This is a genomic window from Mesorhizobium sp. B2-8-5 (assembly GCF_006440675.2).
Classification (GTDB): domain Bacteria; phylum Pseudomonadota; class Alphaproteobacteria; order Rhizobiales; family Rhizobiaceae; genus Mesorhizobium.
Genome location: NZ_CP083951.1, coordinates 4,493,050 through 4,509,741 on the forward strand (window position 1 = coordinate 4,493,050; position 16,692 = coordinate 4,509,741).

At 63.4% G+C, this 16,692-nt stretch carries 20 protein-coding genes; 10 read left to right on the forward strand and 10 right to left on the reverse strand.

The window, feature by feature from the left end; all coding sequences use genetic code 11:
• Positions 1-33: 33 nt before the first annotated feature.
• The 6 genes from FJ430_RS21930 to FJ430_RS21955 all read right to left on the reverse strand — a co-directional run bounded on the left by FJ430_RS21930 (position 34) and on the right by FJ430_RS21955 (position 4,979).
• Positions 34-378, reverse strand: coding sequence for a cupin domain-containing protein (locus FJ430_RS21930; protein WP_181175485.1), 345 nt, complete (start codon positions 376-378; stop codon positions 34-36).
• A gap of 2 nt (positions 379-380) precedes the next feature.
• Complete coding sequence (locus tag FJ430_RS21935) at positions 381-1,661, reverse strand: O-acetylhomoserine aminocarboxypropyltransferase (protein WP_140707583.1); 1,281 nt, start codon at positions 1,659-1,661, stop codon at positions 381-383.
• A 162-nt stretch (positions 1,662-1,823) separates the two neighbouring features.
• Positions 1,824-2,345 (reverse strand): CoA-binding protein, encoded by a 522-nt coding sequence (locus FJ430_RS21940; RefSeq protein WP_140707581.1) that lies wholly within the window; start codon positions 2,343-2,345, stop codon positions 1,824-1,826.
• Positions 2,342-3,097, reverse strand: a complete 756-nt coding sequence (locus tag FJ430_RS21945; protein ID WP_140707579.1) for a GNAT family N-acetyltransferase — start codon at positions 3,095-3,097, stop codon at positions 2,342-2,344. Before FJ430_RS21945 ends, FJ430_RS21940 begins: the two co-directional genes overlap by 4 nt.
• A gap of 4 nt (positions 3,098-3,101) precedes the next feature.
• On the reverse strand, positions 3,102-3,884 hold the full coding sequence (locus FJ430_RS21950; RefSeq protein ID WP_140707577.1) for an AAA family ATPase: 783 nt from the start codon (positions 3,882-3,884) through the stop codon (positions 3,102-3,104).
• 273 nt (positions 3,885-4,157) lie between these two features.
• On the reverse strand, positions 4,158-4,979 hold the full coding sequence (locus tag FJ430_RS21955; protein WP_140707573.1) for an enoyl-CoA hydratase: 822 nt from the start codon (positions 4,977-4,979) through the stop codon (positions 4,158-4,160).
• 136 nt (positions 4,980-5,115) lie between these two features.
• On the opposite strand from FJ430_RS21955, the gene FJ430_RS21960 reads away from it, so the two are divergent.
• From FJ430_RS21960 to rpsI, 3 genes are all read left to right on the forward strand, one after another.
• Positions 5,116-5,580: a PaaI family thioesterase gene (locus FJ430_RS21960; RefSeq protein ID WP_140641529.1), complete on the forward strand. Its 465-nt coding sequence runs from the start codon at positions 5,116-5,118 to the stop codon at positions 5,578-5,580.
• 230 nt (positions 5,581-5,810) lie between these two features.
• The gene (gene rplM, locus FJ430_RS21965) at positions 5,811-6,275 is read left to right on the forward strand and encodes a 50S ribosomal protein L13 (protein ID WP_140641527.1); all 465 of its coding nucleotides are present in this window, start codon (positions 5,811-5,813) and stop codon (positions 6,273-6,275) included.
• On the forward strand, positions 6,275-6,745 hold the full coding sequence (gene rpsI, locus FJ430_RS21970) for a 30S ribosomal protein S9 (RefSeq protein ID WP_140641525.1): 471 nt from the start codon (positions 6,275-6,277) through the stop codon (positions 6,743-6,745). Before rplM ends, rpsI begins: the two co-directional genes overlap by 1 nt.
• Positions 6,746-6,869: 124 nt before the next feature.
• Here the strand turns inward: rpsI and FJ430_RS21975 are convergent, their stop codons facing one another.
• Entirely contained in the window at positions 6,870-7,778 is a 909-nt protein-coding gene (locus FJ430_RS21975) for a LysR family transcriptional regulator (RefSeq protein WP_140707571.1), read from the reverse strand.
• Between the two features lie 94 nt (positions 7,779-7,872).
• Between FJ430_RS21975 and FJ430_RS21980 the strand changes: the two genes are divergently transcribed.
• Positions 7,873-8,748: an aldo/keto reductase family oxidoreductase gene (locus FJ430_RS21980; RefSeq protein WP_140707569.1), complete on the forward strand. Its 876-nt coding sequence runs from the start codon at positions 7,873-7,875 to the stop codon at positions 8,746-8,748.
• Positions 8,749-8,948: 200 nt separating this feature from the next.
• Here FJ430_RS21980 and FJ430_RS21985 read toward each other — a convergent pair whose 3' ends face one another.
• Positions 8,949-10,007, reverse strand: a complete 1,059-nt coding sequence (locus FJ430_RS21985; protein ID WP_140707567.1) for a glycerophosphodiester phosphodiesterase family protein — start codon at positions 10,005-10,007, stop codon at positions 8,949-8,951.
• 166 nt (positions 10,008-10,173) lie between these two features.
• A complete protein-coding gene (locus tag FJ430_RS21990) occupies positions 10,174-11,388 on the reverse strand; it encodes an acyltransferase family protein (RefSeq protein WP_140707565.1) in 1,215 nt (404 codons plus the stop codon).
• A 125-nt stretch (positions 11,389-11,513) separates the two neighbouring features.
• On the opposite strand from FJ430_RS21990, the gene speB reads away from it, so the two are divergent.
• The 4 genes from speB to FJ430_RS22010 all read left to right on the forward strand — a co-directional run bounded on the left by speB (position 11,514) and on the right by FJ430_RS22010 (position 14,716).
• Entirely contained in the window at positions 11,514-12,515 is a 1,002-nt protein-coding gene (gene speB / locus FJ430_RS21995) for an agmatinase (RefSeq protein WP_140707563.1), read from the forward strand.
• A gap of 29 nt (positions 12,516-12,544) precedes the next feature.
• Complete coding sequence (gene argC, locus FJ430_RS22000; RefSeq protein ID WP_140707561.1) at positions 12,545-13,477, forward strand: N-acetyl-gamma-glutamyl-phosphate reductase; 933 nt, start codon at positions 12,545-12,547, stop codon at positions 13,475-13,477.
• Positions 13,478-13,483: 6 nt separating this feature from the next.
• Positions 13,484-14,317, forward strand: a complete 834-nt coding sequence (locus FJ430_RS22005; RefSeq protein WP_140707559.1) for an aminoglycoside phosphotransferase family protein — start codon at positions 13,484-13,486, stop codon at positions 14,315-14,317.
• 84 nt (positions 14,318-14,401) lie between these two features.
• Positions 14,402-14,716 (forward strand): hypothetical protein, encoded by a 315-nt coding sequence (locus FJ430_RS22010; protein ID WP_140707557.1) that lies wholly within the window; start codon positions 14,402-14,404, stop codon positions 14,714-14,716.
• 3 nt (positions 14,717-14,719) lie between these two features.
• Here FJ430_RS22010 and FJ430_RS22015 read toward each other — a convergent pair whose 3' ends face one another.
• The gene (locus FJ430_RS22015) at positions 14,720-15,811 is read right to left on the reverse strand and encodes a COX15/CtaA family protein (RefSeq protein WP_140707555.1); all 1,092 of its coding nucleotides are present in this window, start codon (positions 15,809-15,811) and stop codon (positions 14,720-14,722) included.
• Positions 15,812-15,963: 152 nt separating this feature from the next.
• Here FJ430_RS22015 and FJ430_RS22020 point away from each other — a divergent pair, with 152 nt between their 5' ends.
• Entirely contained in the window at positions 15,964-16,179 is a 216-nt protein-coding gene (locus FJ430_RS22020) for a DUF2842 domain-containing protein (RefSeq protein ID WP_040999884.1), read from the forward strand.
• A 99-nt stretch (positions 16,180-16,278) separates the two neighbouring features.
• The gene (locus tag FJ430_RS22025; protein WP_140707553.1) at positions 16,279-16,683 is read left to right on the forward strand and encodes a hypothetical protein; all 405 of its coding nucleotides are present in this window, start codon (positions 16,279-16,281) and stop codon (positions 16,681-16,683) included.
• Positions 16,684-16,692: the final 9 nt, after the last annotated feature.

Genomic DNA, 16,692 nt, shown 5'->3' on the forward strand with positions numbered 1-16,692 from the left:
TTCGCCATAGAATGACGCGGCAATGGCGCCTATTCAAAGTTTGATCACATATTCCTTGCGCGTCGTCTCGAGCACTTCCCAGGTGCCTTTGAACCCTGGCCGCAGCACGAAGCTATCGCCGGCCCGCACGGTGCGCGCCTCGCCGCCGTCCTCGGCGATGACCGAGACGCCGGACAGGATGTGGCAGAACTCCCATTCGTCATAGACGATGCGCCATTTGCCCGGCGTCGCTTCCCAGATGCCGGCATAGAGGCCGCCGTCACGCTCCTCGACGTTCCAGGTGCGGAATTTGGGATCGCCCGAAATCATTCGATCCGGGGCCGGCGCGCCGGCCTCCGGTTCGACGGCATCGGTGTTGACCGCAAGGAAGGCCGACATCATCAGACCTTGCCGAGCGCCTGCTCGAGATCGGCGACGATATCGTTGACGTCCTCGATGCCGACCGAAAGGCGGACGGTGTCGGGTCCGGCGCCGGCCTTGACCTTCTGCTCGTCGGAAAGCTGGCGATGCGTGGTCGAGGCCGGATGGATGACCAGCGACTTGGTGTCGCCGACATTGGCGAGGTGCGAGAACAGTTCGAGCGCCTCGACGAATTTGATGCCGGCCTCGTAGCCGCCCTTGAGGCCGAAGGTGAACACCGCGCCTGCGCCCTGCGGCGAATATTTCTTCTGCAGCGCGTTGTTCTTGTCGCCTGGAAGACCGGGATAGTTCACCCAGGCAACCTTGGGATGGTTCGACAGCCAGCCGGCAACGCTCGCGGCATTGTCGCAATGACGCTGCATGCGCAGCGGCAACGTTTCCAGGCCGGTCAGGATCAGGAAGGCGTTGAAGGGCGAAATCGCCGGACCAATGTCGCGCAGGCCGAGCACGCGGGCGGCAATCGCGAAGGCGAAGTTGCCGAAGGTCTCGTGCAGGACGAGGCCGCCATATTCAGGGCGCGGCTCCGACAGCATCGGGTATTTGCCCGATTTCGACCAGTCGAAGGTGCCGCCATCGACGATGACGCCGCCGATCGAATTGCCGTGGCCGCCAATGAATTTGGTCAGCGAGTGGACGACGATGTCGGCGCCGTGCTCGATGGGCCGGACCAGATAGGGCGAGGCCAGCGTGTTGTCGACGATCAACGGCAGGCCGTGCTTGCGGGCGATGTCGCCAATCTTCTCGATATCGACGAAGACGCCGCCGGGGTTGGCAAGGCTCTCGATGAAGATCGCCTTGGTCCTGTCGTCGATCTGGCTCTCGAAAGTCGCCGGATCGTTTGCTTCTGCCCAGCGAACTTCCCAGCCGAAGTTCTTGAAGGCATGACCGAACTGGTTGATTGAGCCGCCATAAAGCTTGTTGGCGGCGATGAAGTTGTCGCCCGGCTGCATCAGATTGTGGAAGACGATGACCTGCGCGGCGTGGCCCGAAGCGACGGCGAGCGCCGCCGTGCCGCCTTCGAGCGCCGCGACGCGTTCCTCGAGAACCGCCTGCGTCGGGTTCATGATGCGGGTGTAGATGTTGCCGAAGGCCTTCAGCCCGAACAGCGAGGCGGCATGATCGGCATCGTCGAAGACAAAAGAGGTGGTCTGGTAGATCGGCGTGGCGCGCGCGCCAGTCGCCGGATCGGGCTTGGCGCCGGCATGAATGGCTAAAGTGTTGAAACCAGGCGTACGGGTCATCGAAACCTCCCTCTCCTAACCTTTCGAAAATCGCCGGGCATTCATGCCGAAGCGCGCTCGTGAATGCAAAGAAGAAAATACCTTGCGGCGTGCGATCTGCGACGAACGCCAGGAAAAAATCCAAATTCTTCCCGGAATAATTTTGCGCGAATTACCGCGCGCCTATTTCTGCCTTACGCCCAAGCTCTGGAACCCCTGGCGCATCAAGGGTTTCTTCGACGACAGCACGCCGGAATTGACGCCGGTCCAGCCGATCTCGCCCGACAGCTTGCCGTATTCGATCTTCGGACAGCGGTTCATCACCACCTTGATGCCGGCAGCTTCTGCGCGGGCCGCGGCCTCGTCGTTGCGCACGCCAAGCTGCATCCAGACGACCTTGGGCAACGGGTCGAGCTTCAGCACCTGGTCGACAATGCCCGGCACTGACGCCGAAGCCCGAAAAACATCCACCATGTCGACCGGATGCGGCAGATCGGCCAAGCTGCCATAGACCGTCTGTCCGAGAATCTGCTTACCGGCGTGACCGGGATTGATCGGCACTACCGAAAAGCCTTTGGCCAAAAGATATTTCAGCACGAAGTAGCTTGGCCGCACATCGTTGGGCGAGGCGCCGACCATGGCGATCGTCTTCACCGAATTCAGGATGCCGGCGATGTAGCTGTTGTCGTAGGTATCGTGGTTCATGCTGCGACGGTCTTCCTGCGGTAATGGTAACGATAGAGTTCCCGGCTGAAGCCGAGAGAAGCATAGAGTGCGCGGGCGGGCGTATTGTCGACAACCACCTGCAGGCAGCCCGCCTTGGCCCCCGCTCGCCTCGCCCAGCCGATCAGCCCGCCAACCGTCCTGCGTCCGAACCCCTGCTGCCTGAATCTGGCGTCGGTTTCAACCGCCTCGACGACAAGCAGCCCATTGCGGATGACGCCAAAGGCAAAGGCGACGACTTCATCGTCGCGCGCGCACGATACGAATGCCTTGTCGCCCGCAATCAAACGCGTCATCTCGCGAAAAACCCGCTGTTCCGCGCCGTCATAACCGCCCGTGCGAAAGCGTGCCTCAAACCAGCGCCCGCTTGGCGCCGGGGAAACCGTGACGTCGTCGTAGCCGCCTCCCGCGAGCGCGTCGATATCGGCATGAAGATGGATCGTGCCGCCTTCCCTTCCGTAACCGCGACGGTCAAGCTCGGGCTCCAGTTCGGCGGCGATGTCGGGGATGCGAAACAACGGCGTCTGGCCGTGGCCGACAATGAACGCTTCGGCGGCATCGATTACCTTCCCCGGCGCGCCGCGTGTGCCGCGCAAGGGGTTGGCGGAATTGCTGCGCCGGATACGGCCGCCCGAGCGCCGTAACAGCCAGCCATTGGCAACGATCTCGAGCGCCGAAGGCCATGCCTCGCGACACGCCTGTTCCATCCGCCAGTTGAGATCGTCCTGTGCCATTTGCTCACTGCAACTCATCGTCATCCCGCAGCGCCTCCTCCAAAAAGGTTCCAGGATCGCTGCAGAAATCGCGCATCATGCGAAAATGATCGGTGTCCTGAAAATCGATGCGGTCGAGGCCGAAGCGGCCGATGCGAAAAAGCCGCGCGTTCGGACAAGCCATCAGCAGCGGCGAGTGCGTGGCCATGATCACCTGCGCGGTGCCGGACCGCTCCATGCGTCGAAGCAGTTTCAGCAGTTCGATCTGGCGCGTCGGCGACAGCGCGCTTTCCGGCTCGTCGAGGATATAGATGCCCTGTCTGCGGCAACGCTCCTCGAAGAAGCGGATAAAGCCCTCGCCATGCGACCATGACAGGAAATCGGGCGGCGCCGCCCCAACATCCAGTGCGGCTCGGTCGAGATAACGCGATACGGAGTAGAAGGATTCGGCGCGAAAGAACCAGCCAGCAGTGACCTTGGGAAGCCAGTGGGCGCGGAGCGTGGCGCCGAGTGCAGCACCGCTTTTGTCGACAGCACGCGAATGGTCGACCGGCATGTAACCTTTTCCGCCGCCCGCCTCGTCATAGCCGGCCAGCGCGCCGATGGCTTCAAGCAGCGTCGATTTGCCGGTGCCGTTCTCGCCGACGATGACGGTGATGGCGCTCGTGAATTCGAACTCGAATTCGCGATCCCGGAATATCGGCAAGTTCCAGGGGTATTGCTCCCAGTCGGAGACGCGCGACGGCTCAAGCAGGATGCGCTTGAGATAGGGCGCTTTCAGCCGCGTCAGTTGCTTGCGGGCAGCCACGTCGAAACTTCAGGGACGGGAGCGAGGGTAATGAGCACTCATTTAAACCCAAAATGATCCTTCAAGATCGAAAAGAGTTGGCGCGCGGAATCGTGGTCCAGTTGAATGGACTGGCTCACCTTGTCGGGAATCTCACGGTGTTTTCTTCCTGAGGTGTTGATTTGCAACAACCTTCGACCGTCCAACTCGTATGCATAATAAGTCGCATCAATAGGATCGTGGAGGCTCAAACGGTGAAGCATCCCAGGGACAAAAGTCTCTATTCGAGCCATCTTAATCGTCGACCCATTCGGGCTTGCGCTTACCGATGAAGGCGCCGATGCCTTCCTCGGCGTCGCGCGCCAGCATGTTTTCGACCATCACCCGGCCGGTATAGGCATAGGCGTCGGCGAGCCCCATTTCGGCCTGGGCATAGAAGGCTTCCTTGCCGGTCCTGACCACCAAGGACGATTTGGAAGCAACGGTTTGCGCGTATTTGTTGACAACCTGATTCAGATATTCGCGCGGCACGATGCGATTGATCAGGCCGAACTCCTTGGCGGTCGCGGCGTCGATCGTTTCGCCGGTGAGCAGCATCTCCATCGCCTGCTTGCGCGAGACGTTGCGCGACAGCGCCACCATGGGGGTCGAGCAGAACAGGCCGATGTTGACGCCAGGCGTGCAGAAACTCGCCTCGTGCGAAGCGATGGCAAGGTCGCAGCTGGCGACCAACTGCAGGCCGGCGGCTGTGGCAAGGCCGTCGACCTCGGCGATCACCGGTCTTGGGTGGCGCACGATCGTCTGCATCAAGGTTGCGCAAGCCGCGAAGGTCTTTTCGAAGAACGCCTTGCCCCGATCCGGCTCGGCGCGGTGCGCCGTCATTTCCTTGAGGTCGTGACCGGCACAGAACACCTTGCCGGATGCCGCCAGGATGATGACGCGCACGGATCTGTCGGCCTTGACGCGATCGAACTCAGCCTGCAGCGCCGCCATCGCCGCCAGCGACAACGCATTGGCCGGCGGGTTGGCGAGTGTGAGGCGCAAGATGCCCTTGTCCTGGCTGACAAGAACAGGGCCGTCGGTGACGGCGGGCTTGATGGCGACGACTTCGGCCACTTTCAAAACCTCGTGCTCATGGAGCAACAGAACTAGCACGCTGCCGGTTGAAGAACAGCCGCGAGACGTGTTTTCTCCGTCGCACCGTTTGGTCCAGGCGCACTGCCCGGAACTGCTCATCATATAGGACGCGCCGATGCCAGCCCAAAGCAATCTGAAGCCAATGCTCAACGCGGCGGAAGTCAATGCGCTGATGGCAAGCGTCTATCCACAGCTCAACGACAATTTCACCTCCTATGAGGCGATCGATGTGTTTCCGGGCGGCTGCACGGTGCGGCTGAACGCCGACGAGCGGCATCTGCGCCCCGGCGGCACGGTCTCGGGTCCGTCGTTGTTTACGCTGGCCGACATCGGCGGTTACGTCTGCGTGCTCAGCCACGCCGGGCCTGACGCGCTTTCGGTGACGGTCAACCTCGACATCAACTTCATGCGCAAGGCCGAGGCCGGTCCGATCGACGGCCATTGCCGCATCCTGAAGCTCGGCAAGAGCCTGATGGTGTTCGACATCGACATCGTCGCAGGCCCGGACGGTCACACCGTCGCGCACGCCACCGGCACCTATTCAATCCCGAGGAAGCGGGAAAACGATGTGGTAAAATAATACCACTATACCAAGCTATTGTTTTTGCTTTACTTTATCCGCGCAACTCGTTTTCGATTGCCTTGACGCATCAGCCGCCCTCGCCTATAAGCCGACCCGAAGCAGCGGCCCGTAACGGCCGCCGTTTTGTTATTGACGGGGGCGGCTCCGGCTCTCCCGTCAATCCAAGCAACAAGAAACGCCTTCTCTTGTCCCTCGTGGACGGGAAAGGTCAACCTGAGAGCAAAACCATGGCTACCTTTTCGCAGAAGCCTGCGGATGTGGTGAAGAAGTGGGTGCTGATCGACGCCGAAGGTCTCGTCGTCGGTCGTCTGGCCACTGTCATCGCCAACCATCTGCGCGGCAAGCACAAGCCCACCTTCACCCCGCATGTCGATGATGGCGACAACGTCGTCGTCATCAATGCAGACAAGGTGGTGTTCACCGGCAAGAAGTACACCGACAAGGTCTACTACTGGCATACCGGCCATCCCGGCGGCATCAAGGAGCGCACCGCGCGCCAACTGCTCGAGGGCCGTTTCCCCGAGCGCGTCGTCGAAAAGGCCGTCGAGCGCATGATCCCGCGCGGCCCGCTCGGCCGTCGCCAGATGAAGAATCTCCGCGTCTATGCAGGCGCCGAGCATCCGCACACCGCCCAGCAGCCCGTCACGCTCGACGTGGCCAAGCTGAACTCCAAGAACAAGAGGGCTTCGTAATGGCTGAGCTTTCCTCGCTCGCAGAACTCGGCACCGTCGCCGCGCAGCCGGCCGCGCCCGTGCATGTCCAGAAGCTCGACAAGTCGGGCCGCGCCTACGCCACCGGCAAGCGCAAGAACGCCATCGCGCGCGTCTGGGTGAAGCCGGGCTCCGGCAAGATCACCGTCAACGACAAGGAATTCGCGAGCTATTTCGCGCGTCCGGTGCTGCAGATGATCCTCAACCAACCGATCGTCGCGGCCAACCGCGCCGGCCAGTACGACATCGTCGCCACCGTCATCGGCGGCGGCCTCTCCGGCCAGGCGGGTGCTGTGCGTCACGGCATCTCCAAGGCGCTGACCTACTATGAGCCGGGCCTGCGCACGGTGCTCAAGAAGGGTGGCTTCCTGACCCGCGACAGCCGCGTGGTCGAGCGCAAGAAGTACGGCAAGGCGAAGGCTCGCCGCAGCTTCCAGTTTTCCAAGCGCTAAGAGGCGCTTGGGGCCAAGTTTGCCAAGCGTTAAAGAGCGCTTGGGGCCAAGTTCTCGAAGCGCTAAGCGTTACGGGTTCCAGCTTTCCGAAAGGCCGCCTCCGGGCGGCCTTTTTTGTTTTCCGTTACCAATGTCCGGCTGGCGTCTTGATGTAGTCGATGAAGGCGCGCAGCGGCGCCGGCACCAGCCGGCGTCCGGGATAGTACAGAAACGGCCCGGAGAATTCCTGCCACCACGGCTCCAGCACGGGTTCCAGCGCGCCGCTCTCGAAATGCGGGCGCACCCAGTCCTCGAAGAGCCAGAGAATGCCGACGCCGGCGATCGCCGCATCGATGGCTAGATCGACGCCGCCACCGATGCTGACGAGCAATGGTCCCCTGGTATCGACCCGCACCACCTCGCCGTCGCGCTCGAATTCCCAAGGCGTCATGACCCCGCTCGGAAAGCGACCGCGCACGCACGCATGCCCAAGCAGGTCACGCGGGTGTTGCGGCCGGCCGTGCCGATCGAGATAGGCCGGAGAGGCGGAGGTGGTGAAGCGCTGGACGCGTGGCCCGATCGGCACGGCGATCATGTCCTGCTCCAGCCGCTCGTCATAGCGGATGCCGGCATCGCAACTGGCCGCCAGCAGATCGACAAAGTTTTCCTCCGCGATCACCTCCAGCCGGATGGCCGGATAGGCCGCGAGAAATCCCGGAACGATTCTTGGCAGCACCAACCGAGACGCGCTGATCGGGACATTGAGGCGCAACGTGCCGGCGGGCCGGTCGCGAAAGCCGTTCACGACATCAAGCGCCGCTTCGACCTCGCCCAGCGCCGGGGCAAGCCGGGCCAGCAGGCTGGCGCCTGCCTCGGTCAGGGCGACACTGCGCGTTGTACGATTGAAGAGCCGCACACCAAGTTGGGTTTCCAGACGGCGGATGGCTTCACTGAGCACGGACGCGCTGCCCGCCGTCACGCGGGCCGCTTCGCGAAAGCCGCCGGCGCGTGCCACTGCCATAAATGCCTGGAGATCGTTGAGATCAGCCGCCATTGTTCTTAGTTCCGCACAGGTCGTGCTGGTTATACCCGGTTATCGGGACAGCGGCCATGCCCTATCTCCCTCGCCGACAGCGAAGGAGAACACGATGTCCAGCGTAGACAAATCCGGCACTTACAAACTCGGCGACCGCTCCGTTCATCGCATCGGCTATGGCGCCATGCAGCTTGCGGGCAAGGGCGTGTTCGGTCCGCCGAAGGACCATGACGCGGCGATCGCCGTGCTGCGCGAAGCGGTGGCGCAAGGCGTGAACCATATCGACACCAGCGATTATTACGGTCCGTACGTCACCAACAAGCTGATCCGCGAGGCATTGGCGCCTTATCCTGACGACCTCGTCATCGTCACCAAGATCGGAGCCCGCCGCGGAAGCGATGCCTCGTGGCTGCCGGCCTACTCGTCCGAGGAACTGACGCAGGCCGTGCACGATAATCTTCGCAATCTCGGGCTCGACGCGATCGAAGTGGTCAATCTGCGCATCATGTTCGACACCCATGGCCCGGCGGAAGGCTCGATCGAGGCGCCCCTGACTGCCCTTGCCGAGCTTCAGCGCAAGGGCCTGGTGCGCCATATCGGCCTGAGCAACGTCACCCGCGCGCAGATCGCGGACGGCCGCAGGATCTGCGATATCATCTGCGTGCAGAACCAGTACAATCTGGCGCACCGGGACGACGACGCGCTGATCGACGAACTGGCGCGCGACGGCATCGCCTATGTGCCGTTCTTCCCGCTCGGCGGATTCAGCCCGCTGCAATCGTCGACGCTGTCTGGGGTCGCAGAACGGCTTGGCGCGACGCCGATGCAGGTGGCGCTGGCGTGGCTGCTGCAGCGGTCGCCCAACATCCTGCTGATCCCGGGCACATCGTCGGTCGGGCATCTGCGGGAGAATCTTGCTGCGGCGGAGCTGGAGCTGTCGGCGGATGATGTGCTGAACGAGTTGGATGGGGTGGCGAAAGCGGCGTGAGGTCGGCGCTATCACCCCGCCCGCGCCTGCGGCGCGACCTCCCCATCAAGGGGAGGTAGGGCGCCGAGCCATACGTTCGAAGGTCCGCTTAATCTCATCGACTTCGCAGGCGTAGCGAAGAGGAGTTCGCACGACGCTCTACCTCCCCTCGATGGGGAGGTCGGCGCGAAGCGCCGGGCGGGGTGAAGCGCCAACGCGCTCTAATTAATACTCGCCGTATGCGCCGGCTCAGCCTGCTTGCTCTCCGTCGGATAAGGCACCCGATAACCGTTCGCCTTCAGCCACTCGATCGCCGCTTTCGGCTCGTCGGTCTGAATGATGGTGGCGCCGCGGTCGACCCAAAACCCCCAGGCTTCGCGCGGCAGGCTGGCGGCGACGGCGAGTTCGTCGCCGCGCCCGCCGGCAAGGAAGCCGCCCGGTTTGTTGACGATGGCGTAGGTGTCGGCCCAGAGATGCCAATCGCCGCGCGCCGCTTCCGCTCGCATATGGTTACCGAACAGCGGACCGCCGGTCGAAGTCAGCGTCTCGGCACCGTTGCGCCAGTTGATCAGCTCGACGGCATGCGGCGCGAACGCCTTGTCGACCTCGCCGGCGAAAGCTGCATCGTGGACAGCGTCGTCGGCGAGGATCGGCATGAACTGGAAGCCGCCGCCGGCCTTGGCAAGCGCTGCGCTCGCGGTGTCAATGCGCTGCCGATTCCAGAGGTTCTCCTTGACGATCACCTGATCGGCCATGCCGAGATCGCGCGCCTCGGCGATCATGCCCGGCAGGTCGGTCACCTCCAGCTTGTTGTCGAGGTTGATGAGGATCCTGTCCCTGGTCGTGAGCAGCATCTCGCGCAGCGTCGACACCGGCTCATTGGTGACGGCGCCCGTGCCCTCGATCACCAGCCGGCATTTCTTCAACTCGGCAAGCGTGTATTTCACCACCTCGCCCTTGCACGTGGTCGTGCGGTCGAGCCAGCTGTCATGCATGATGACGAACTCGCCGTCTCTCGCGCGTCGGACGTCGACCTCGACGATCTCGGCCCCGATCGCGATCGAGCCCTCGACCGCGGCCAGCGAATTCTCGGCGTAGAGCGTCTTGCCGGCCTGCATGCTGCCGGCGCGATGCGCGGCGATCATCACATGATCGCGCCACTGGTTGGCATGCTCGAAGCGGTCGAGGATTTGCGCGGCGCGCGTCTCGCCGGCTAAACCTTCGCCGGAGATTGCGGCAAGCGCGATGGACAGAAGAAGGCTCAGCCAGAGTGTTCGCATCGGGGAATCGCTCCGTTCCGGGTCGGAACCCGGTTAGGCGACGCCCATGACAGGCCGGTGAACGAAGCCGGCTAGTTGTTTTCTTGTTTGGCGCAATTCCGGACGGAAAGGCTACGGCGAAGTCGCCGAACCTGACCGCTTCACACTTTTCCTGGAATTGCTTGGGTCAAATCCGCTTGGAAAGGCGGCGGAACCAGGCGAGCGCGGGCATCTCGACGAATCGCCAGGTGATCCAGGACGCGACGATGACGGCGATCAGCATGGCGATCAAAGCCGCGAAGCCGATCCAAGGCGAGCCAGTGCCGAAGCCGGTCGCATGGTCACCGCGCAGCATCAGGTCGCCGACTATGCCGAGCCCGAGCTTGCGTTCGATCAGGCCGCCGACATTGATCATGCGGGCCTGGACGAAGATGTGGACCATGTAGATCGAATAGGAGAGCGAGCCGAGTAGCAGCATCGGCCGGCTGCGCAAGGCCAAGCTGACCCACCCGCCCTCATGGGCAAAGAGATAAAGCGCCAGCGCGAAGACGACCGGCGCCGCAATGCCGGCGTCATTCGTTCCAGCCACCGAAACGAACAGCGCGATCACGACGATCATCGCCAGCTCGGCCAGCGTCCAGGCGAGGCGCCCTGCCCCGCCGCTCAGCGCCTGTCGCGCCTCTGCAATGGAATCGTGCTGAAACCAGGCAAGCAGCGCGCCGAGCGAGAAGCCGTAAAGACAGCGGATGAAGCCGAAATCGAAGGACACGTCCATATGACGCGTCGAGACCGCAAGCAGGAAAAGGGGCGCCGTCGCGGCTGCGGCAACGAGCCATATCCAGGCACGCTGGCCGGCGGTGAAGACGATGGCGGCGAAAAGCAGATAGGTGAAGAACTCGGCCGAAATGCTCCAGCTCGGCGCATTCCAGCTCAGATGATCCTCAACGCCCATGCCCTGCAGAAGGAAAAGGTTGGCGACCAGGCTCTTCAGGTCGAAGCCTGCGGTGAAGGGCGCCGGGCCCGTTCCGTGAAGCGCCGGCAGCACGAGCCGCAGCGCCTCGAAGCCGGCGAAGGCGGCGAGCATCAGGAGATGCAACGGATAGATGCGGCCGAAACGCACGAGCGCGAACCGTGCAAGGTCGTCCTGCCCGGCGAGCCGCCCGCCATAGGCGCTGGCAATGACGAAGCCGGAGAGCACGAAGAAGAAATCGACGAACAGATAGGAGCCGCCGACAAAAGCGCTCTGCGATACCATCGAGGTCGTCGGGAAGTGGAACAGCGCCACCAGCAGCGCGCAGATGCCGCGCCAGGAATCCAGCACCAGGAAGCGCGCGCCGGCCGCCGTGCCGACACGGGTCGCCGCGGGCGCGGATGCAAGGTTGAGCAGAGCCGTCTCAGCCATAATGATACAAATCCTGTGTTGGCGTGGCACTCGCCGAGCGCCGCTTCGTTTCCGCAAGCTGTGACTGGCATGTTGCGTGCCGGTTCTGTAGTTGTGGCTGCCCCGATGAAAACCGAGGATTCCTGATGGCGAACAACGAGATCGACCATGCCTTCACCGCCCGTTCCAAGACGGGCGCGTCGTTCGAGCCGACCTATGCCGGCGCGCTGTCGTTCATGCGGCGCAAATACACGAAGGACGTGAAGGGCGCGGACGCTGTCGTGTGGGGCATTCCCTTCGACGCCGCGGTCACCAACCGGCCCGGCGCGCGCTTCGGGCCGCAGGCGATCCGCCGCGCCTCGGCGATCCTCGACAACGATCCGCAATATCCGTTCTCGCGCGACCTGTTCGAGCACCTCTCGGTGGTCGACTATGGCGATTGCCTGCTCGACAGCGGCAATCACCAGAAGACCCCTGGCACGATCGAGCGCGAGGCGGCCAAGATCCTGAAATCAGGCACGTTCCTTTTGACGCTCGGCGGCGACCATTTCGTCACCTGGCCGCTGCTCAAGGCGCACGCCGCGATCCACGGGCCGCTGGCGCTCGTACAGTTCGACGCGCATCAGGACACCTGGCCGGATGACGGCAAGCGCATCGACCACGGCTCCTTCGTCGCCCGCGCGGTGAATGAAGGCATCATCGACCCCGATCGCTCGATCCAGATCGGCATCCGCACTCATGCACCGGACACATTCGGCATAAAAATCCTCTATGGCCACGAGGTCGAGGAAATGCGCGCCTCCGACATCGCCTATGCGATCGTCGAGCGCACCGGCGGCAAGAAGACTTATCTCACCTTCGACATCGACTGCCTCGACCCGGCCTTCGCGCCGGGCACCGGAACGCCGGTGGCAGGCGGCCCCTCCTCGGCCAAGATGCTGTCGACGCTGCGCCAGCTCGGCCAGATCGACATCGTCGGCGCCGACGTCGTCGAGGTTGCGCCGGCCTATGATCATGCCGATATAACGGCGATCGCCGGATCGATCATTGCCATGCACTATCTCGGCCTGTTGGCGGAGCGAAAGGCGCGGCTCGACGAACTGAGCAACGGCAATCATGTAGCAGTAAATCACGCCAACGGCATATAACATTGGAATCGCAAGGAATTTGGCAAGCGATGAAACCGAAAATCTTCATTGACGGCGAACACGGCACGACGGGCCTCCAGATCAGGGCGCTGCTGGCCGACCGCGGCGACTTGGAGATCATCTCCATCCCGACGGAACGCCGCAAGGAGGCCGCCGCCCGCGCCGAATTCCTCAACGCGGCCGACGTCGCGATCCTTTGCCTGCCCGACGCGGCGGCCAAGGAAAGCGTGTCGCTGATTACGAACGACACCACGAAGGTGATCGATGCCTCGACCGCGCACCGCGTGGCCGAGGGTTGGGAATATGGCTTCGCGGAAATGGACAAGGACCAGGCGAAGAAGATCGGCAGCGCGAAACGCATCGCCAATCCGGGCTGCTGGCCGCAAGGGCCGATCGCGACGCTGCGGCCGCTGGTTGCAGCCGGCCTTCTGCCTGCCGACTTCCCGATCACCGTCAACGGCATCTCCGGCTATTCCGGCGGCGGCCGGCCAATGATCGAGGACTATGTCGGCAAGGGCGAGGACGCGCCCGAATTCCTGCCCTACGGGCTGACGCTGCAGCACAAACATGTGCCGGAGCTCCGCACGTATGCGAGGCTGTCGCACGACCCGATCATGCAGCCGGCGGTGGGCAATTTCGCGCAGGGCATGATCACCGTGGTGCCGCTGCAGCTCGCGGGTCTCGACCGCGTGCCGACAGGCGCGGAGCTTCACGCGGCGATCGCCGATCACTATGCGTCGATCGACGGCGGCGTGGTCGAGGTCGCGCCCTACACGCATATGGAGCGCATGCCGGAAATCGATCCGGAGATCTATAACGGCACCAACCGGATGAAGGTGTACGTCTTCGCCAATGACGAGCGGGCGCAGGCGCTGCTGATGGCCGTCTACGACAATCTCGGCAAGGGCGCGTCGGGTGCCGCGGTGCAGAATCTCGACCTGATGCTCGGCATCAAACACTGAGCGGTCATGCAGGCATTCCCTGGGCGCTGGAAGGTCAGCGCTCCCGAGCTCATTGCCGAGACCTTTTCCAGCCGGATCTGGAAGGTCGTGCGGGACGATGGCTCGGTTGCCATCGTCAAGGACCTGAAACCCTTCGACGACGTCGCGGACGAGTTGCGCGGCGAGCATTACCTCGCTTGGCGGCGCGGCGAAGGCGCGGTGCGGCTGCTCGGCCGTGACGGCAATCGCATGCTGCTCGAATATGCCGGCGACAGGCTGCTTTCCGAACATCTTGCGGAGCATGGCGACGCTGCTGCGACGGCGATTGCCGCCGAGGTCATGACCAGGCTTTTCTCGCCTTCGGAGCACGCGCCTCCATCGGACCTGCAGCCGTTGCGGGAAAGGTTCGCAAGCCTGTTCAAGGCGGCAAGGGCCGACCGCGATGCCAACCGGGAGACCCTTTACGTCGAGGCGGCAGTGATCGCAGAGCGGCTGCTTGCCGATCCGCACGCAGTCCTCCCGCTGCATGGCGACCTCCATCACGACAACATCCTGTTCGGGCCGCGCGGCTGGCTGGCGATCGATCCCAAGGGCGTGCTTGGCGATCCCGGCTTCGACGCGGCGAATATGTTCTACAACCCGCTCGACCGCGACGATCTCTGCCTCGATCCGCGCCGAACCGCGCATATGGCCGAGGTATTTGGCAAAACGCTCGGACAGTCGCCCCGCGCTATCCTCGACCATGCGATCGCCTATGGCTGCCTGTCGGCAGCGTGGCATCGCGAGGACAAAAATGCGGTTGACGAGGAGCGCGAGCTTGCCGTGGCCGAGGCCGTTCGAAAGGTTCGGTCGCAATTCTGATCACCGAGGCAGGACCGACCGCGGTAACCGCCGATTCACCATGATCGGCTATTGATGGAATCGGCCCTCCTCAAAGGAATTCCCATGGTCAGCGCGATCTCCAGCTCGGTCCCAGCGGTGCAGTACTTCTCATCCACGTCGTCCGACAGCGCGGCCCAGGAGGCCGACCTCGAAAAGCAGATCCGGGCCCTGGAAGATCAGGCCAAGGCCGCCCAGGACCAGGTCGATGCCGCCAAGCTGCAGCAGCAGATCGCGGCGCTGGAGGCCAAGTTCGCCGCGCTCAAGGCGGCCGACGCGAAAAAGGCCGATCAGGACCAATCGACGACGTCCGCCGCCGCTGTCCGCCAGGCCGAATTCGACAACGAGCCGACGACGCGGTCGCATTTGTTCTCGATGTGACCGTCAGCTCTTGACGGTAATCTCCGTCGGAAGCGGGTAAGCGCCCTTGGTGCCTCGCCAATGCGCGGCGGCGAAGCCGAGCAGGACAAGCGCGATCGCCTGATGCGTCAACGCCATGTGCAGCGGCACCTGCATCAAGAGCGTGCCGATGCCGATCGAGGCCTGGACCACCACCAGCGCGAACAGAAGCGTGGCCCGGCGGGCATGGGTGGTGCCGGGCTGGCGCCGCCACGTCGCGATCATATGCCAGAGCGCCACGGCAAAGATGGTATAGGCGCCCAACCGGTGGACGAACTGCACCGTCTTCGGATTTTCGAAGAAGTTCAGCCAGGCGGGCTTCAGGAGAAGCAGATCGGATGGGATCACCTTTCCGTCCATCAGTGGCCATGTGTTGTAGGAAAGGCCGGCGTGCAGCCCGGCGACCAACCCGCCAAGATAGATCTGGACCAGCGCGAGAAGCACGATGAAACCGGCGAGCCGCTGCGTCGACCGGTCGGCGGCGGGCTCCGAATGCGGCGCCAGCCCGCGCGCGACCACCATCGTCGCGGTGAAGATCAGCGCGGCAAGCGTCAGGTGCGTCGCCAGCCGGTACTGGCTGACCGAGACGCGGTCGGCCAGGCCGGAAGCCACCATCCACCAGCCGATTGCGCCCTGCAGTCCGCCGAGCAGAAGGATGCCGACGAGCTTCAGTCCAAGGCCTCGCTCGATGCGGCGCGTCGCCCAGAAGAACAGCAGCGGCAAGGCAAAGACCGCGCCGACGCTGCGCGCCAGGATGCGATGTGCCCACTCCCACCAGAAGATCGACTTGAAGTCCTGGACGCTCATGCCCTTGTTGATCTCGGTATATTGCGGGATCTGCTGGTAGCGCTGGAACTCTTCCTGCCATTCGACGTCGTTGAGCGGCGGGATGACGCCGTGAATCGGCTGCCACTCAGTGATCGACAGCCCCGAGCCAGTGAGCCTAGTGGAGCCGCCGACAAGCACCAGCGCGAACAGCACGAGCAGCACGACGTAAAGCCAGCCACGCACCAGTGCGCGGTTCTGGAGGTCGCGGTCTCGGGCGGCATAGGGGGCCGTGGCGGTGAGGGCAGCCATAGGCGTTTTTCCGGTCGTTGAAAGGCTGAAGTGGTGGACCAAGGCCGCCCAACTGGCAAGACCGGACAGCGCGGCACGCCGTCGCGCCGGGCCGCGACGGTTGCGCGCTTTCTTCATTCGGCCTAAGCGGAGCGGGTCAACGGAACCGCGACATGCCCATTCGCCTGAAAAAGCTGATCGGAACCATATTGCTGGTGGCGCTGGTCGTCATCTACGCGCTGATCGCGTCGGCCGTCGCGGTCACCAGGCTCGCCGAATACGGGCCGACGGCGCATCTCCTCTTCTTCCTGCTCAGCGGCTTTCTGTGGGTTCTGCCGGCCATGGCCATTATCAAATGGCTGATCATCGAGCCACGCCCGAAGGGCTGAGCTCGCCGGCGCCGGGCAAGCAAAAACACGAATGTGATTCAGACGTGATCGGGTGCGCGCCTACCCTGCCTCGTGCATAGCTCGGCAGGGAGGCTCGGCATGCTGAAGACCATGTTCGCGGGGCTGATCGTTCTGACCGGCTCACTCGCCGCTTCGATCGCGACAGCGGAAACCATCAATGTCTCGGACGCTCACGGCGGCAGCGTCGCCGCCTATAGCCAGCGCTGGAAGGGGCTTGCGGCGCGCGGCGTCGATGTGCGCATCGTCGGCAAATGCCAGTCGGCCTGCACCGTGCTGCTCGGCTATGTTCCACGCAATCGCATCTGCGTGACGCCGGCGGCGAGCTTCGGCTTCCATCTGGCGCACCGGCCCGACATGACCGCCTTGTTGTGGAAGGCCTACGCATCCGACATCAGAGGCTGGATCAAGGCGCATGGCGGGCTTGAAACGCAGCTCAAATGGATGAGCGCGCCCGACACCTACCGTTATTTCCATAAGTGCTGATCAAGGCGC

Excerpts from the sequence above, each read along its gene's own strand:
- FJ430_RS21945 (WP_140707579.1), bottom strand. The coding sequence starts at position 3,097 with ATGGCACAGGACGATCTCAACTGGCGGATGGAACAGGCGTGTCGCGAG.
- FJ430_RS22010 (WP_140707557.1), top strand. The coding sequence starts at position 14,402 with ATGGTCAGCGCGATCTCCAGCTCGGTCCCAGCGGTGCAGTACTTCTCA.
- FJ430_RS22020 (WP_040999884.1), top strand. The coding sequence starts at position 15,964 with ATGCCCATTCGCCTGAAAAAGCTGATCGGAACCATATTGCTGGTGGCG.
- FJ430_RS21990 (WP_140707565.1), bottom strand. The coding sequence starts at position 11,388 with ATGGCTGAGACGGCTCTGCTCAACCTTGCATCCGCGCCCGCGGCGACC.
- FJ430_RS21985 (WP_140707567.1), bottom strand. The coding sequence starts at position 10,007 with ATGCGAACACTCTGGCTGAGCCTTCTTCTGTCCATCGCGCTTGCCGCA.
- FJ430_RS21975 (WP_140707571.1), bottom strand. The coding sequence starts at position 7,778 with ATGGCGGCTGATCTCAACGATCTCCAGGCATTTATGGCAGTGGCACGC.
- speB (WP_140707563.1), top strand. The coding sequence starts at position 11,514 with ATGGCGAACAACGAGATCGACCATGCCTTCACCGCCCGTTCCAAGACG.
- FJ430_RS22025 (WP_140707553.1), top strand. The coding sequence starts at position 16,279 with ATGCTGAAGACCATGTTCGCGGGGCTGATCGTTCTGACCGGCTCACTC.
- FJ430_RS22015 (WP_140707555.1), bottom strand. The coding sequence starts at position 15,811 with ATGGCTGCCCTCACCGCCACGGCCCCCTATGCCGCCCGAGACCGCGAC.
- argC (WP_140707561.1), top strand. The coding sequence starts at position 12,545 with ATGAAACCGAAAATCTTCATTGACGGCGAACACGGCACGACGGGCCTC.
- rplM (WP_140641527.1), top strand. The coding sequence starts at position 5,811 with ATGGCTACCTTTTCGCAGAAGCCTGCGGATGTGGTGAAGAAGTGGGTG.
- FJ430_RS22005 (WP_140707559.1), top strand. The coding sequence starts at position 13,484 with ATGCAGGCATTCCCTGGGCGCTGGAAGGTCAGCGCTCCCGAGCTCATT.
- rpsI (WP_140641525.1), top strand. The coding sequence starts at position 6,275 with ATGGCTGAGCTTTCCTCGCTCGCAGAACTCGGCACCGTCGCCGCGCAG.
- FJ430_RS21960 (WP_140641529.1), top strand. The coding sequence starts at position 5,116 with ATGCCAGCCCAAAGCAATCTGAAGCCAATGCTCAACGCGGCGGAAGTC.
- FJ430_RS21935 (WP_140707583.1), bottom strand. The coding sequence starts at position 1,661 with ATGACCCGTACGCCTGGTTTCAACACTTTAGCCATTCATGCCGGCGCC.
- FJ430_RS21980 (WP_140707569.1), top strand. The coding sequence starts at position 7,873 with ATGTCCAGCGTAGACAAATCCGGCACTTACAAACTCGGCGACCGCTCC.
- FJ430_RS21940 (WP_140707581.1), bottom strand. The coding sequence starts at position 2,345 with ATGAACCACGATACCTACGACAACAGCTACATCGCCGGCATCCTGAAT.
- FJ430_RS21930 (WP_181175485.1), bottom strand. The coding sequence starts at position 378 with ATGTCGGCCTTCCTTGCGGTCAACACCGATGCCGTCGAACCGGAGGCC.